Genomic DNA, 15,320 nt, shown 5'->3' on the forward strand with positions numbered 1-15,320 from the left:
GAGGCTCTGCGCGCGCGATCTGCAGCCGATGTTGCAGCGCGCCACCGAATTGTGCGGCGAGGGGATGCGCTCGAAATATTGCAAGTTCCTCGAATATCGCCCCGAACAGGATACGCTGCTGGTGCGGGCAGGCATCGGCTGGGAGCCGGGCGTGGTCGGGTCGACCGAGATGCGCACCGATCTCGGCTCGCCTGCCGGGTTCGCGCTGGAGACGGGGCTGCCGGTGATCTCGAACCATCTCGAGAACGAACAGCGGTTCCGGACCCCTGAGTTCATGGCGAGGCACAATATCCGGCGCGCGATCAACGTGCTCGTCGAGACGTCGGGCAAGCGCTTCGGTGTGCTCGAGGTCGACAGTCCCGACGAAGGCCAGTTCGAGCCCGCCGATTTCGCGTTCATGCAAGGGTTCGCCAACCTCATCGGCGTCGCGATCGAGCGGCAGCAGGCCGAACAGCGGCTGAGCGAGGCGATGGAGCATCAGGAGCTGCTCACCCGCGAGGCGAGCCACCGCGTGAAGAACAGCCTCGCGCTCGTTTCGGCGATGCTCAATCTGCAGATGCAGGAGGACGACGATCCGCGGATCCGGCGGCTGCTCGGCGATGCGCAGGCGCGGATCACCGCGATCGCGCAGACGCACGACCAGCTTTGGCGCGGCGATCGGGTCGGCATCGTCGCGCTCAACGATCTGGTCTGCGGGATCGCGACGGGGCTGGGCGAGCAATCGCTCAACCACCGGATCGACTGCGATATCGAACCGATCCTGATCAGCGCGGACGTGGCGATCCCGATGGGGCTGCTGGTCACCGAGTTGGTCACCAATGCGATCAAATATGCCTATGGCGACGACGGTGGCGTGATCCTGATCACCGTGCGCAGCGCGGATGGGCGGATCGTCCTGACGGTGTCGGACGAGGGCGGCGGATTGCCGGTGGACTTCGACCTGAAGGTAGCGTCACGCAAGAGTCTCGGGATGCGGATGATCGGCAGCCTTGCGCGCCAGTTGCGCGGAACCGTGACGATCGAGAATGCTGCGGTAGGGACGTGCGCGACGCTCGACGTGCCTGATCCGCGGGTTGAGGAGGCTGCTTAGGCAGCGTCTCTAAACTGAGCGCGGCGCTTCGCTGCTGCGACCTTTCCAATTGGGCCCCGGCCTTCGCCGGGGTGGTGCGATCTCAGACGATGTTGCCCGGTAATTGTTTCCCCGCGAAGGCGGGGATCCAGACTGGGCTCCCGCCTTCGCGGGAGAACAAGGGGGCGGGGGCTGACCTTCGCTTTCAGGCAGGCGCCATAACCCGGATGATCCCGGCCGCGACCTTCGCCGTGACCGGGGTCTTCGCCAGCACCTCGCCGTCGATCGAGATCGGCAAGGGCGGGATGGTGTTGATCTTCAGGCTCTTCCCGCGAAAGTCCCGCACCTTCTCATGCCGCGATTCAAGCCGGAACACGCTGGAGAACCAGTTCTGCACCAGCCGGCGCTTCACATGGCCCATCACCGCCTGCACGACGATCTCACCCGAATCGACCGCGGCTGCATCCACCAGTTCGGTGCCGCCATGATACGGCCCGTTCGAGATCCGCACTTCGACTACCCGAATCTTCACCGCGGTCGGACCCTCGCCGACGATCAGTGTGAACGGGCGGAAGCGCATATATTGATACGTCGCCCAGGCGAGATAACCGACCTTGCCGAAGATCTTCTTCAACCCGTGCGGGACGGTTTCGGCGATTTTCGGGCTGATGCCCATCGCGGCGCAGTTCGCGAAATAATCGCCGTCGATCATGCCGAGATCGATCCGCCGTGGCTTGCCGGTGCGAATGACTTCGACCGCGCCCTCGATATTCAGCGGAATGCCAAGCGTGCGTGCGAAACTGTTGGCGGTACCGAGCGGGAGGACACCGAGGATCACGTCGTGGCCGACCATCAAGTCGACCAAGCCGCTGACCGTGCCGTCGCCGCCGCCGAGGATCAGCAGGTCGGGCTTCTTCGCCAGCGCGCGCAGGACGGTGGCCTCAAGGTCCTTCGGATCCTCGACCGCATGCGCATCGACCTCATAGGGCAGCCCCGACATCGCCGCACAGGCGCGCTTGAACAGCTTCTGGCCCTTGCGCGACTTGGCATTGACGACGAGCGCCGCGGACGTGATCGTATCGTTCGACATAAGGCCCCCAACGCACGGCATGCGGTTTCGCATCCGTAACGCTCTTGCGTAATGCTTGATCCGTCCGCGCGCATCCCGCAAAGCTCGCCGCATGACCGCAAGCTATCCCGCGCTTCGCCTCCGTCGCACCCGCGCCTCCGCCTGGAGCCGCCGCCTCCATGCCGAGACCGTGCTGACTCCCGCCGACCTGATCTGGCCGCTGTTCATCGCCGAGGGGGAGGGCGTTGAGCAACCGATCGCCAGCCTGCCTGGCGTGTCGCGCTGGTCGGTCGACGGGATCGTCGCGCGCGGCCGCGAGGCGCGCGACCTCGGCATTCCGTGTATCGCGCTGTTCCCGTACACGCAGGTCGAGCGGCGGACGGAGGATGGTCGCGAGGCGCTCAACCCGGACAATCTGATGTGCCAGGCGATCCGCGCGCTGAAGGACGCAGTGCCGGAGGTCGGCGTGCTGACCGACGTCGCGCTCGATCCGTACACGAGCCACGGCCATGACGGGCTGGTCGACGCTGCCGGCTATGTCGTCAACGACACCACTGCGGAGATGCTCGTCGCGCAGGCGCTCAACCAGGCGAATGCGGGTGCCGACATCATCGCGCCCTCGGACATGATGGACGGCCGGATCGGCATGATCCGCGCTGCGCTGGAGGCGGAGTCGCACCATAACGTCCAGATCATGTCCTACGCCGCCAAATATGCGAGCGCATTCTACGGGCCGTTCCGCGATGCGGTCGGCTCGCGCGGGCTGCTGAAGGGCGACAAAAAGACGTACCAGATGGACAACGCCAACGCGGAAGAAGCCCTGCGCGAGGTCGCGATGGACTTGGCGGAGGGCGCCGACACGGTGATGGTCAAGCCCGGCCTGCCGTATCTCGACATCATCGTTCGCGTTCGCCAGGCGTTCGAGGTACCCGTGTTCGCGTATCAGGTGTCTGGCGAGTATGCGATGATCGAGCATGCGGTTGCGGCGGGCGCGGCGGAGCGTGACGTCATGGTGCTGGAGACGCTGATGGCGTTCAAGCGCGCCGGCTGCTCGGGCGTGCTGACGTACCACGCGGCGCATGCGGCGAAGCTTCTCGGCGGATGATCCAGACCGAGCGGCTGATCCTGCGTGGCTGGCATGGCGACGATGCCGCCGCGCATCATGCGATGTGCGCCGATCCGGCGGTGATGGCGTATCTCGGACCGGCGCCTTCGCTAGCCGATTCCGCTGCGGTGGTAGCGCGCCAGAACGCGATCCTTGCCGACTATGGCGCGTGCTTCTGGGCATTGGAGCGGCGGGATACCGGGGCGTTCATCGGCTGGTGCGGGATCAAGCCGGGCCCGGTCGGTACGCCGATCGACGGGAGACCCGAGATCGGCTGGAGTCTCGTCCGGACCGCGTGGGGGCAGGGATATGCTCGGGAAGCTGCGGAGGCCGCACTTGCGTGGGGATGGCGAGAGCTGGGCGTCCCGACGGTCTGGGCAATCACCGTCACCGCAAATGCAGCCAGCCGCAAGCTCATGGAACGGCTCGGGATGATCCGCGTGGTCGACGGCGATTTCGACCACCCGAAGCTCGCGGAAGACGACCCTCTCCGTCGCCATATTCTCTACCGGATCGACCGTCCCGCCTATGTCTGAGAAACCGTTGATGGCGCGCTGGTGCCGGACGATGTTCGTCGCCACGATCCTGACCGGATCGTTCCTGCTGTTCCTGGTCCAACCGATGGTGGCGCGGATGGCGTTGCCGCGGCTCGGCGGCGCGCCGGCGGTGTGGAACTCGGCGATGCTGGTGTATCAGGCGCTGCTGCTCGCGGGCTATGCGTACGCGCACTGGCTTGGGCGGGTGCGACCGCGTGCGCAGGCGGCGATCCACCTCGGCGTGCTGATCGTTGCGGCGCTGTGGCTGCCGATCGGACTGGTCGCGATGGCGCCGTCGGCGGAGGCGCAGCCGGCGCTGTGGGTGCCTTGGCTGCTAGGGCTGTCGATCGGACCGCTGTTCTTTGCAGTCTCCGCGCAGGCGCCGCTGATCCAACGCTGGTTCAGCGACGCGAGCGGGGGCGGTGATCCCTATGCGCTGTATGCCGCTTCCAACCTCGGCAGTTTCGCGGGCCTCATCGCCTACCCGCTGCTGGTCGAGCCGTTGATGGCGGTGCACGGCCAGAGCCTGCTCTGGAGCGGCGGGTATCTGCTGCTGATCGTGCTGGTGCTCGCCTGCGCCACGCGGCTGCCTAAGACTGCGGCGGTCGACCACGTCGCCGCGACCAGCCCGCTGCCGGGGACCAAACGGATTGCGCACTGGATCGCGCTCGCCCTCGTGCCGTCGGGGCTGATGCTCGCGACGTCGACCTATATCACCACCGACATCGTCGCGATGCCGCTGCTATGGGTGATCCCGCTCGGGCTGTATTTGTTGAGCTTCAGCGTGGCGTTTGCGAACGATCGCTGGCTCGCCGACCTGCTGACACGGATCGCCCCGATCACGATATTGCTGTTCGGCGGGATCATTATGGGCGGCGTCAACGAACGCCCGTTCTTCAGCGCGGGCATCGCGCTGGTGCTGCTGTTCATGATCTCGGTCGCTCTGCACACCACGCTGTACCGGAAGCGGCCTGCGCCCGATCGGCTGACCGGCTTCTATCTGGCGATGTCGGCGGGTGGGGCGCTTGGCGGGGTGTTTGCCGCGCTAGTCGCGCCGGTGGTGTTCGACTGGACCTATGAGTATCCGCTGCTGATCCTGGCGGCCGGCGCACTGGTGCCGCAAAAGTATCTGTTCGGCCAGTTCCGCAGCATCTGGATGGCGCAGGGGCCGACCAGGTGGATCGCGCTCGCGGCGATTACCGTCACCCTCGTTGTCGTCGCCGGATTGCGGATTACCGACCCGACCGGCGTGTTCGGCGAGAGTCGGCAAGGTCTGGACTTCCTCGTCATCGCGACGCTCGGCTTTGCCGTCATCGGCGCGCGCGTCCCGTACATGATCGTTCTGTCGGGCGCACTCGTCCTGTTCGGCGGGTATCGCAGCCTCGAACTCTCGCTCGAATCAGGCGCGCGCGTCCGGAGTTATTTTGGCGTCTATACCGTGCGTGACGAGCCGGGACCCAATGGCGGTACGCGCGAGCTCGATCATGGGACGACCGTCCACGGCATCCAGTTGCGCGGCTCAACCGACCGCGAGCGCACGCCGACCACCTATTACGCGGCAGGCTCGGGCGTCGGGCAGGCTATGCAGGCCGCACCGGCGTTATACGGTCCGGCCGCGCGGATCGGCGTCGTCGGGCTCGGGACGGGGACGCTGTCGTGTTACGCGAAGCCAGGCCAGCGCTGGCGGTTCTACGAGATTGACCCGGCGGTCGTCCGCATCGCGCGCGATACCGGCCAGTTCACCTATCTGTCGCGGTGCCTGCCAAACCCGGAGATCCGGTTGGGCGATGCCCGCGTGGCGCTCGCGCACGATGCGTCGAACAGCCTCGATTTGCTCGCGCTCGATGCGTTCTCGTCGGATTCGGTGCCGATGCATCTGATGACGCGCGAGGCGTTCGCGACTTATGGCAGGGTGCTGGCACGCGACGGGCTGTTGTTGGTGCATATCTCGAACCGGTTCATCGATCTCGAACCTGTGATCGCGGCGGCGGCGCAGGAGGGCGGTTGGATCGCGGTCGAGATGAAATACCGGCCGCCGAGTTTGCTGGTCGACCGGGCGTCAGCGTCGGACTGGGTGGCGTTGTCGCGTGACCCGCGTGCGATTGCGGCATTGCGCGCAAAGAATCTGGATTGGGTCCCGCTGACACCGCGGAAAGGCTTTGCGGCGTGGACCGACGATTACTCGACGATCCTGCCGCTGCTGAAGGGGTTCTGAGTTTCTCGATCCTCCCCCGCCGGGGAGGTGGCTGGCGCTTGCCAGACGGAGGGGGAGGTCAGTGCAACCGCCGCTCCGTGTCCTCCCCCTCCGTCGCTTCGCGCCACCTCCCCCTGGCGGGGGAGGACTAGAAGGGTGCGCTTACGCTGACGGCATGCTCGCCTGGATGCGGGTGATCGTCGCGCCCTGACGATCGCTCTCCGCCTGCGCCTTCGTGCGGATCGCCGCCAGCGCCGGATAATCCGGCTGGAGCTTCGCCGCACGATCGGTCGCCAGCGCCTCGATATCGGTCACCAGCGACGAGCCCTGCGCACGCCAGTCGTCGAGCCCGGCGAGCGCGGTCTGCGCCGTGATCCACGCGTCGCTGCCGACCGCCGCACCGCGTGCCGACCGTGCCAGCATCTCCGCCTTCGCCGCATCACGCGCAAAGCCGGTCGTGATGGCATCGAGCTTGGCCGAGATCGCCGCAATGTCCTTGTCGAGCGCGGGATCGGGTGCTGCCACCGCAGCCTTCACCTCGGGCTCGGCAAATCCCAGCTTCTCGACCGGGCGCTTCCCGAGCGACGGATAGGTGTTCGGATCCTCAATGCACGCACCGGTTGCGAGGACCAGCGCGAACGATGCGAAGCGGAGCGAAAAGGCGTGTTTCATGCCTGCCGCTCTATGCCGCCAAGCGTTCGTGCACAACTTTCTCGCGGCAAACCCTTGCGCCCCCGAAAATGCCTGCTATCAGCGCCCCTCCAGTGCACCCATAGCTCAGCTGGATAGAGCATCAGACTACGAATCTGAGGGTCGGGCGTTCGAATCGCTCTGGGTGCACCAGGATTTTTCCGCTTCATAGCGGGCTTGTCGAACCGGACACGGAACGGCGATGCACCCATAGCTCAGCTGGATAGAGCATCAGACTACGAATCTGAGGGTCGGGCGTTCGAATCGCTCTGGGTGCACCATTCTTCATTAACGGGTCTTCAACCACGCGGCGATGCGATCGAGCAATTGCGGCGTCGCGTCGCGTCGAGCCGAGTGCCCATCTGTACGAGCACGTGCATCATTCCGCCCTTCTGTCGATCGACCGTAACGCGGGCTTTGCCTGGCGGTCGTGTCCGGTATCGTGCGAGCTTGTCTATCTGCGGGCGCACCGCTTTCGTGGGTCGGGCGTTCGACCCGGGCGGCGAGCCTCGAATGTGTTGCGACTTTGGACTTGGTTGCGCGTTCGGGGCACAAGCGAAGTGAAGGAGATGGTGATGAGGCGGACGGGCAAGGGATTGATCGGTGGCGCGGTGCTCGCGGCGGTGTCGGGGATCGCGCTGTCGCTCTATTCTAGCCGGGTCGCGCGGCGGGCCGAGGAACTGGTGCCTGCGGAGGGGCGCTTCCTCGATGTCGCGGGCGCCCGGCTCCACTATATCGATGTGGGGTCGGGGCCAGCGATCGTGATGGTGCACGGCCTTGGCGGGCAGTTGCGGAACTTCAGCTACGCGCTCGTCGACCTGCTCAAGGACGACTACCGCGTGATCGTCGTCGACCGGCCGGGCTCGGGCTATTCGACCGCGACCGGCAACACGACGCCGGGGATCGTCGCGCAGGGCGCGATCATCGCCGACTTCATCCAGAAGCTCGGGCTCGATCGGCCGTTGCTGGTTGGGCATTCGCTCGGCGGAGCGATCGGCTTGGCTGTAGGGCTGGACCATCCGCATCTGGTCCGCGCGCTCGCGCTGATCGCGCCGCTGACCCGGCCGCAGGAAGAGGTGCCGGAGAGCTTCCGTGGCCTTGCACGCGTGCCGGCGGGCGCGCGTCGCGGGTTTGCGCAGATCATCGGGACGCCGCTGAGCCGACTGACCTCGGCGAAGACGCTTGAAGGCATTTTCGCGCCCGAGGCGGTGCCCGAGGATTTCGCGATTCGCGGCGGTGGTGCGCTGTCGCAGCGGCCTATCGCGATCGCGGCGGCGGCGGCCGATCTGGGCGGCGTGAACGACGATCTGACGCCGATGGTCGAGCGGTATGGCGAGATCGGCGTGCCGACGCGGATCCTGTTCGGGCGGCAGGATGCGATCCTCGATCCGGCGTATAACGGCCACCGGACGGCTGCGGCGATTGCGGGGGCGAAGATCGATACGATCGAAGGCGGGCACATGATCCCGGTGACGGCGCCGGAGGCTTGTGCGCGGTTTGTGATTGCTGCGTTCGCGGCGGGGTGAGGGCGAGGGCAAACAGACCAACCTAACCGACATAGTACCACCCCGGCGAAGGCCGGGGCCCAGTTGGAAAGGTCGATGTAATGGAGCGATGCGCTCCGTCAGCTACCATCCCCACCTGGGCCCCGGCCTTCGCCGGGGTGGTGGCAGACGATTCGGCATCTAGCAGTCGCTAATTCAACTGCACTCCTGCTTCCTTGTTCTCCCGCCTTCGCGGGAGAACAAGCTTTAGGTTGCGTTCAACCCGCGACGGGGAGCTTTACCTTGCCCGCATCGTCGCGCTCCAGCGGGCCGTAAGACAACACGACCTCCAGCAGCAGCGGCCCACTGTAGATGTGCGGGAACAACTGCCCGCCACGCGACTCTTCCCACTTCACGTCGTCGCCGAGCGCTTCGAGATCGATCGCCGCGACGTGCAGGTCCGACTGGCCAGCAAAGTGCTTGTCGACCGTCTCCGTCAGCTGCTCGGCGGTCGACAGGTGGATATAGCCATCGGCCAGATCCACCGGCGCCCCCGCAAAGCTCCCGCTCTCCAGGGTCGCCAGCTGCTCGCCCGTCAGCACCTTGTACGCGATCGGATCGCGGCTCATTCGCCGTCCTCCGGACCCGCAGCCGTATCCTCGCCGATCGTCGCGCCGGCATCCGGAGCGACCTCGGGAACCGCGTCGGCCAGGTTGACCTCGGCGTCTTCCTCGGTTTCCTCGATTCGTGCAGCCGAGACGACGTGTTCGCCCTTCGCCACGTCGAACAGCTTCACGCCGGCCGAATTGCGGCTGATGACGCGGAGCGACGCGAGCGTCGTGCGGATCAGTTTCGCCTGGTTGGTCACCAGCATCAGCTGATGGCCCTTCGCCGCGGCGAAGCTGGCCACCACTGGGCCGTTGCGCGCGATATTGTCGATGTTGGTGATGCCCTGGCCGCCGCGACCAGTGCGGCGATAGTCATAGGCGCTCGACAGCTTGCCATAGCCGTTCTCGCAGACCGTCAGGATGAACTGCTCGCGGTCCTTGAGATCGTTGTAGCGGTCGGCGCCCATGCCATGATCGCCCTCGCGCTCGCCCTTCCACGGTGCGAACTTGAGATACGTCTCGCGCTCCTCGGGCGTCGCGCCGACGCGGTGCAGGACCGACAGCGAGATGACCTCGTCGTCGCCCTTCAGCGTGACACCGCGCACGCCGGTCGAGGTCCGGCTCTGGAACTCGCGGACGTCGTCGCCGGCGAAGCGGATCGCCTTGCCGAGCTTGGTGGCGAGCAGCACGTCGTCATGCTCGCTGAGCAGCGCGACGCCGATCAGCTTGTCCTCGGACCCTTCCTCGAAGCGCATCGCGATCTTGCCGTTCGACGGCACGTTGGTGAACGCATCCATCGCGTTGCGGCGCACGAGGCCGCGCTGCGTCGCGAACATCACGTGCAGGCGGCTCCACTCGCTCAGATCCTCCGGCAGCGGAAGCACGGTCGAGATCGTCTCGCCCGGCGCCAGCGGCAGCAGGTTGATCATCGGCCGGCCGCGCGTGGCGGGGCCACCCTCGGGCAGGCGCCAGACCTTGTAGCGATAGACCTTGCCGAGGTTCGAGAAGAACAGCACCGGGGTGTGCGTCGAGGTGACGAACAGCTCGGTGACGACGTCCTCGTCCTTCGTCGACATGCCCGCGCGACCCTTGCCGCCACGCGCCTGCGCGCGGAACGTGTCGAGGCTGGTGCGCTTGATATAACCCTGCATGGTCACGGTGACGACCATGTCCTCGCGCTCGATCAGGTCCTCGTCGTCGATGCCGTTGGCGGCGGCGGCGATCTCGGAGCGGCGCGGGGTGGCGAATTCGTCGCGGATCGCGATCAGCTCGCCGCGCATCACTTCGTACAGCTTGGCGCGATCGCCGAGGATGTGGAGCAGCTCGCCGATCGTCGCGGCCAGCGCCTTCAGCTCGTCGCCGATCTCGTCGCGGCCGAGCAGCGTGAGACGGTGCAGGCGGAGATCGAGGATCGCGCGGACCTGCGGTTCGGACAGCTTGTAGATGCCGTCGGCCTGCTTGTCCTCGACCGCCTCGACCAGCGCGATGTACGGCGCGATCTCCTCGACCGGCCATTCGCGCGCGAGCAGCTTGCCGCGCGCTTCGGCGGGGCTCGACGAGCCGCGGATGATCTTGACGACTTCGTCGAGGTTGGTGACCGCGATGACGAGGCCGAGCAACAGGTGCGCGCGCTCGCGTGCCTTGGCGAGTTCGAACTTCGAGCGGCGGGTGATGACCTGCTCGCGGAAGGTGATGAACGCGCCGATGATGTCGCGCAGGTTGAGCAGTTCGGGGCGACCGCCGCGGATCGCCAGCATGTTGGCGGGGAAGCTCGACTGCGCGGGCGTATGCCGCCAGAGCTGGTTGAGCACCACGTCGACGGTAGCGTCGCGCTTCAGGTCGATGACGATGCGGACGCCCATCCGGCTCGATTCGTCGCGGATGTCGCTGACGCCTTCGATCCGCTTGTCCTTGGCGGCTTCGGCGATCTTCTCGACCAGGCCGTTCTTGCCGGTCTGGAACGGGATCTCGGTGAGGACGATCGAGCGACGGTCGCCCTTGCCCTCCTCGACGATGTGGCGCGAGCGGACAATGATCGAGCCGCGGCCGGTCTCGTAGGCGGACTTGGCGCCCGCACGGCCGAGGATGATCGCGCCGGTCGGGAAGTCGGGACCGGGGACGATCTCGAACAGTTCCTCGGTCGTGATCGCGCCATTGTCCATGTAGGCGAGGCACGCGGCGATGACTTCGCCCAGATTGTGCGGCGGAATGTTGGTCGCCATGCCGACGGCGATGCCGCCCGCGCCGTTGACCAGCAGGTTCGGGAAGCGCGCCGGCAGCACCGAAGGCTCACGCTCCGAACCGTCATAGTTGGGCGTGAAGTCGACCGTATCCTTGTCGAGATCGCCGAGCAGCGCGTTCGCCACCTTGCCGAGGCGGGCCTCGGTGTAGCGCATCGCCGCGGGTGGATCGGGATCCATCGAGCCGAAGTTGCCTTGGCCGTCGATCAGCGGCACGCGCATCGACCAGTCCTGCGTCATGCGGGCCAACGCGTCATAGATCGAGCTGTCGCCGTGCGGATGGTATTTACCCATCACGTCACCGACGATGCGTGCCGACTTGCGGTACGGCTTGCCGGCGACGAAGCCGCTCTCGTGTGCGCCGTACAGGATGCGGCGGTGGACGGGCTTCAGGCCGTCGCGGACGTCGGGCAGTGCGCGCGCGACGATGACGCTCATCGCATAGTCGAGATAGCTCGACTTCATCTCGTCGACGATCGAGATCGTGGCGATGCCGGCGGGCTCGCCGCCCTGGGGTTCGGCGAGTGTGGTCTCGTCGGTCAAATCTGAACGCTTTCGGCTTGTTGCGGTGTTGTGACACACCTTAGCCGAGGGGGGCACCTTACTACCCCCGCGCACGCTTACGCACGCGATTGAGAAGGGTTTCATCGTTAATTTCGGGCTTATTTGCAGGCGGTCTTCGTCTTGTTGCCGGCGAGCGAGCAATTGTACGTGACGGTCTTGCCGTTCGCGAGTTTGGCGGTGACCATGCGGCCCTTGGCGACGGTCGTGGTGCGCTTGGCGACCTTGGTGTTGCCCATCGGCGTGGTGGTCTTGGTGGTCGTGGTGTGCGTCGCGACGGTCTTCGGCTGGACGGTCTTGGCCTGCGTTGCGGCGATCGCGGCGGTGCCGGACAAGAGCGCGCCGCCGGCGAGGATCGCGAGGGGGAGAGACTTGGTCATAGGATATCCTCTCTGTTTCGGCCTTGGTGGACGATGGTCGGAGAGTGCGCCGGGGGACCTGAACGGATTGTGGCGGATAGGTGAAATCCGCGTCATGCTAAGGGTGTGAGGAGCCTAGGAGCTTAGGAACGTCAGATGTCTGCGTAGGGGTTCATGTGGTGGCCGCCTGCATTCCCACCCCCAATCCGTCACCCCATCCAACACTCCGTCATCCCAGCCAACAAGCCGTCACCCCAGCGAAAGCTGGGGTATTCCTGTTTGGCGGGCGGCGTTCGCCACACGATGATATCCCAGCTTCCGCTGGGATGACGTGAAGGGGAGCGCGCTATGGGGTAACTTCCGCCCCATCCCACGCGAACAGCTTGCCGCTGTCCGGGGCGCGCAGGCCGTCGATCACGTCGAGCAACTGCACCGCCGCGCGATCGGCCTTGAACAGGTTGCCTGGCGTCACATTCCCCTGGAACGGCTTCGACAGCCCGGTGTCGACCGTCCCCGGATGCAATCCCACGACGATCCCGCTCGAATTGCGACGCTTGTCCTCGATCGAGATCGTCTTCACCAGCTGGTTCAACGCCGCCTTCGACGCACGATAGCCGTACCAGCCGCCGAGCTTGTTATCGCCGATGCTACCTACGCGAGCGGAGAGCACCGCGAACACGATCCGCCCCGCCTTCGGCGTCGTCGGTAGGAAGTGCTTCGCCACCAACGCCGGCCCAATCGCGTTGATCGCGAAGTTGCGCGCCATCCACACCGGATCGAGCTCGCGCATCGCCTTCTCAGGACCCTTGGCGCCGTCGTGCAGCAGTCCCGTCGCGACGATCACCAGCGTCGGAGACCCAACCCGCGAAGCCGCTGCCGCAATGCTCGCCTCGTCCTCCAGATCGAGATGCCGGTCGCCGCTTTCGGACCGCGCAAACCCGTAGACCTTGTCGAAAGCCCCTTCCTCGATCAGCGCCTCTTCCAGCGCCTTGCCGATCCCGCCCGAGGCGCCGATGACGACCGCGCTGCTCACTTGCGCACGAACCGGAACTGCGCGTCGCTGCTGCCCGCCGCGTCATAGGCATAGCCGTCGCTGTCGAACCCCTTGATCCCCTCGATCGTGTCGACGCGGTGCTCGACCAGCCACCGCGCCACCATCCCGCGTGCCTTTTTTGCATGGAAGCTGACGAACTTCTGCGCCTCGCCCTCGCGGAAATCGATCGCGACGACGCGTATGGAGGAGGGCAATTTCCCTTGCGCCGCCGCCCAATATTCCTGGCTGGCAAGGTTCAGGATCGTCCCCGACCCCTCCGCCTCGACATCGTCGGCGAGCAGCTTGGCGATCCGGTTCCCCCACCAGTCGGTCAGCTTCGTCTTCCGCGGCGCCCACCGCGTGCCCATCTCCAGCCGGTAGGGCCGCATCAGGTCTAGCGGCCGCAGCAACCCGTACAGTCCCGATAGCATCCGCACGTGATCCTGCGCGTAATCGACCGCCGCCTCGTCGAGCGTCTTCGCCTCCAGCCCGGTATAGACGTCGCCCGCAAACGCGAACATCGCCGGCCGCTCGGGCAGCGTATCGAAATCGCGATACCGGTCGGCGTTGAGCTTCGCCAGCGCGGGCGAGATATGCATCAGTTCCGACAGCTTCTTCTGCGTCAGGTGCGCGGCAGCATGCGCTAGCGTTTTCGCCTCGTCGGCAAACCGCGGCGTAGTCGGCTCGAGCTTGGGCAGCGCGCTCTCGTAATCGAGCGTCTTGGCGGGCGAAAGGACAGCGATCATCCTCGCGATCTAGCGACCGCCGTGAGCGCGTTCAATCGACGTTCACCAGCTAATTTGCAGGCAGGGGATCCGGACCGCTTGCTTGAACGTATGCACCACGGACCATATAGCGTCGCGGCGCGCCACTTACGTAAGCGGGCCGACGCAGAGGGAGAGTTTCCGCATGAAGACCATTTCCAAGCTTGCACTGGTTGCGGCGTTCGCGACCGGCGCAAGCAGCATGGCGATCACCACGCCCGCCTTCGCCAAGGACAAGAAGGCTGACGCCGCTCCGACGGTTAAGCTCAGCCCCGAAGTCCAGAAGCCCGGCCTCGCCGCGCAGACCGCGCTGGCGGCCAAGGATTACCCGACCGCGCAGACCGCGATCGACCAGATCGATGCCGCCGCGAAGACCGATTACGAGAAGTATATCGGTGCCGCGCTCCGGTATCAGCTTGAGTCGGAGAAGCTCGTCGCTGCGCAGACCGCCAACCCCAACGCGCCGATCAACGAGACGACTCTCGCTACCCCGCTCGACGCGCTGATCGCCAACCCGGCGACGCCCGCCGCGGATCGTGGTCGCTATGCCTATCGCCGCGGTGCGCTGGCGTTCAACGGCAAGCAGTATCCGATCGCGCTTCAGTATTTCTCGAAGGCAAAGGAACTCGGCTACACCGATCCCAACCTGTCGTTGCAGATCATCAAGGCGAAGATGGATAGCGGCGACGTCGCTGGCGCCACCGCCGATCTCGATGCCGCGATCACGCAGATGACCGCGTCGGGCCAGAAGGCGCCGGAGGAATATTACCGCTACGCGATCGCCAAGTCTTACGCAGCCAAGCGCAAGCCAGAGACGATGGCGTGGCTCAAGAAGTGGATCACCGCGTATCCGTCGGCAAAGAACTGGCGCGACGTATTGATCCTGTCAGGCATCCAGAAGGACGCGTTGATCACGCTCGACGAACCGCAGAAGGTCGACATCTTCCGTCTGATGCGCGCAACCAACTCGCTCGCCGATCAGACCGACTATCTGCAATATGCGGACAGCGTGAACCGTCGCGGCCTGCCGAGCGAAGCGCAGGCAGTGATCAAGGAAGGTCTCGCCTCGGGCAAGATCCCGGCGTCGAACACGATGGCCAAGGGTCTGCTCGCAGATGCGGCCAAGAATATCGCGGCGGACGGCCCCTTGTCGGGTCTCGAAAAGCGCGCTGCGACGGCGCCGAACGGCAAGCTCGCCGCGGGTACGGCAGATGCATATCTCGGTCAGAACAACTACGCGAAATCGATCGAGCTCTATCGCCTGGCGCTGACCAAGGGCGGCATCGACGCGGATGACGTGAACCTGCATCTCGGCATCGCGCTTGCGCGCTCGGGCGACAAGGCTGGCGCAGCGACGGCGTTCTCGGCGGTGAAGGCATCGCCCAAGGCGGACATCGCGAGCCTGTGGACGACTTGGCTCGGCGCACCGGCTGCGTAAGCGGTCCGGTCTCTGGTTAAAGAACGGGGTGGCAGCGATGCCGCCCCGTTTTTGTTTGAGGATGGGAGCTTCGAAGCTCGATCCTCCCCTGTCAGGGCCCTGTCAGGGGATGTGGCAGTCCGCAGGACTGACGGGGGAAGCGTCATCGCGAGGGTGTCACCCCTCCGTCT

General features: G+C 65.7%; 13 protein-coding genes and 2 tRNA genes. 8 read left to right on the forward strand and 7 right to left on the reverse strand.

Features of this window, described 5'->3' with window-relative positions; translation table 11 throughout:
* Window positions 1-28 precede the first annotated feature (28 nt).
* Entirely contained in the window at window positions 29-1,090 is a 1,062-nt protein-coding gene (locus tag QP181_RS02570; RefSeq protein ID WP_333927478.1) for a sensor histidine kinase, read from the forward strand.
* A 184-nt stretch (window positions 1,091-1,274) separates the two neighbouring features.
* Here the strand turns inward: QP181_RS02570 and QP181_RS02575 are convergent, their stop codons facing one another.
* Window positions 1,275-2,159 (reverse strand): diacylglycerol/lipid kinase family protein, encoded by an 885-nt coding sequence (locus QP181_RS02575; protein ID WP_333927479.1) that lies wholly within the window; start codon window positions 2,157-2,159, stop codon window positions 1,275-1,277.
* Window positions 2,160-2,250: 91 nt separating this feature from the next.
* Here QP181_RS02575 and hemB point away from each other — a divergent pair, with 91 nt between their 5' ends.
* From hemB to QP181_RS02590, 3 genes are read left to right on the forward strand one after another with little or no spacing between them, the layout of a single operon-like run.
* Window positions 2,251-3,243, forward strand: a complete 993-nt coding sequence (gene hemB / locus QP181_RS02580; protein WP_333927480.1) for a porphobilinogen synthase — start codon at window positions 2,251-2,253, stop codon at window positions 3,241-3,243.
* Window positions 3,240-3,779: a GNAT family N-acetyltransferase gene (locus tag QP181_RS02585; protein WP_333927481.1), complete on the forward strand. Its 540-nt coding sequence runs from the start codon at window positions 3,240-3,242 to the stop codon at window positions 3,777-3,779. The genes hemB and QP181_RS02585 overlap by 4 nt, the downstream gene beginning before the upstream one ends.
* A 10-nt stretch (window positions 3,780-3,789) precedes the next feature.
* Window positions 3,790-5,994: a spermidine synthase gene (locus tag QP181_RS02590; RefSeq protein WP_333929530.1), complete on the forward strand. Its 2,205-nt coding sequence runs from the start codon at window positions 3,790-3,792 to the stop codon at window positions 5,992-5,994.
* A gap of 141 nt (window positions 5,995-6,135) precedes the next feature.
* Here QP181_RS02590 and QP181_RS02595 read toward each other — a convergent pair whose 3' ends face one another.
* Window positions 6,136-6,645 carry a hypothetical protein gene (locus QP181_RS02595; RefSeq protein WP_333927482.1) on the reverse strand — a complete coding sequence of 170 codons (510 nt, stop codon included), beginning with the start codon at window positions 6,643-6,645 and terminating at the stop codon, window positions 6,136-6,138.
* A gap of 94 nt (window positions 6,646-6,739) precedes the next feature.
* Here QP181_RS02595 and QP181_RS02600 point away from each other — a divergent pair.
* From QP181_RS02600 to QP181_RS02610, 3 genes are all read left to right on the forward strand, one after another.
* Window positions 6,740-6,816: transfer RNA gene (locus QP181_RS02600), tRNA-Arg, on the forward strand.
* A gap of 51 nt (window positions 6,817-6,867) precedes the next feature.
* Window positions 6,868-6,944: transfer RNA gene (locus QP181_RS02605), tRNA-Arg, on the forward strand.
* A 294-nt stretch (window positions 6,945-7,238) separates the two neighbouring features.
* The gene (locus QP181_RS02610) at window positions 7,239-8,189 is read left to right on the forward strand and encodes an alpha/beta fold hydrolase (protein WP_333927483.1); all 951 of its coding nucleotides are present in this window, start codon (window positions 7,239-7,241) and stop codon (window positions 8,187-8,189) included.
* Window positions 8,190-8,425: 236 nt separating this feature from the next.
* On the opposite strand, the gene QP181_RS02615 is transcribed toward QP181_RS02610, so the two are convergent.
* From QP181_RS02615 to yaaA, 5 genes are all read right to left on the reverse strand, one after another.
* Window positions 8,426-8,776 carry a DUF952 domain-containing protein gene (locus tag QP181_RS02615; RefSeq protein WP_333927484.1) on the reverse strand — a complete coding sequence of 117 codons (351 nt, stop codon included), beginning with the start codon at window positions 8,774-8,776 and terminating at the stop codon, window positions 8,426-8,428.
* Complete coding sequence (gene gyrA, locus QP181_RS02620) at window positions 8,773-11,538, reverse strand: DNA gyrase subunit A (RefSeq protein WP_333927485.1); 2,766 nt, start codon at window positions 11,536-11,538, stop codon at window positions 8,773-8,775. The genes QP181_RS02615 and gyrA overlap by 4 nt, the downstream gene beginning before the upstream one ends.
* 119 nt (window positions 11,539-11,657) lie before the next feature.
* On the reverse strand, window positions 11,658-11,936 hold the full coding sequence (locus QP181_RS02625) for a hypothetical protein (protein WP_333927486.1): 279 nt from the start codon (window positions 11,934-11,936) through the stop codon (window positions 11,658-11,660).
* A 325-nt stretch (window positions 11,937-12,261) separates the two neighbouring features.
* Window positions 12,262-12,948, reverse strand: coding sequence for an SDR family NAD(P)-dependent oxidoreductase (locus tag QP181_RS02630; RefSeq protein ID WP_333927487.1), 687 nt, complete (start codon window positions 12,946-12,948; stop codon window positions 12,262-12,264).
* On the reverse strand, window positions 12,945-13,694 hold the full coding sequence (gene yaaA, locus QP181_RS02635; RefSeq protein ID WP_333927488.1) for a peroxide stress protein YaaA: 750 nt from the start codon (window positions 13,692-13,694) through the stop codon (window positions 12,945-12,947). The genes QP181_RS02630 and yaaA overlap by 4 nt, the downstream gene beginning before the upstream one ends.
* A 163-nt stretch (window positions 13,695-13,857) precedes the next feature.
* Here yaaA and QP181_RS02640 point away from each other — a divergent pair, with 163 nt between their 5' ends.
* Window positions 13,858-15,150: a hypothetical protein gene (locus QP181_RS02640; protein ID WP_333927489.1), complete on the forward strand. Its 1,293-nt coding sequence runs from the start codon at window positions 13,858-13,860 to the stop codon at window positions 15,148-15,150.
* The last annotated feature ends 170 nt before the right edge of the window (window positions 15,151-15,320 follow it).

The sequence above is a fragment of the Sphingomonas sp. LR55 genome (assembly GCF_036856015.1).
Taxonomy (GTDB): domain Bacteria; phylum Pseudomonadota; class Alphaproteobacteria; order Sphingomonadales; family Sphingomonadaceae; genus Sphingomonas.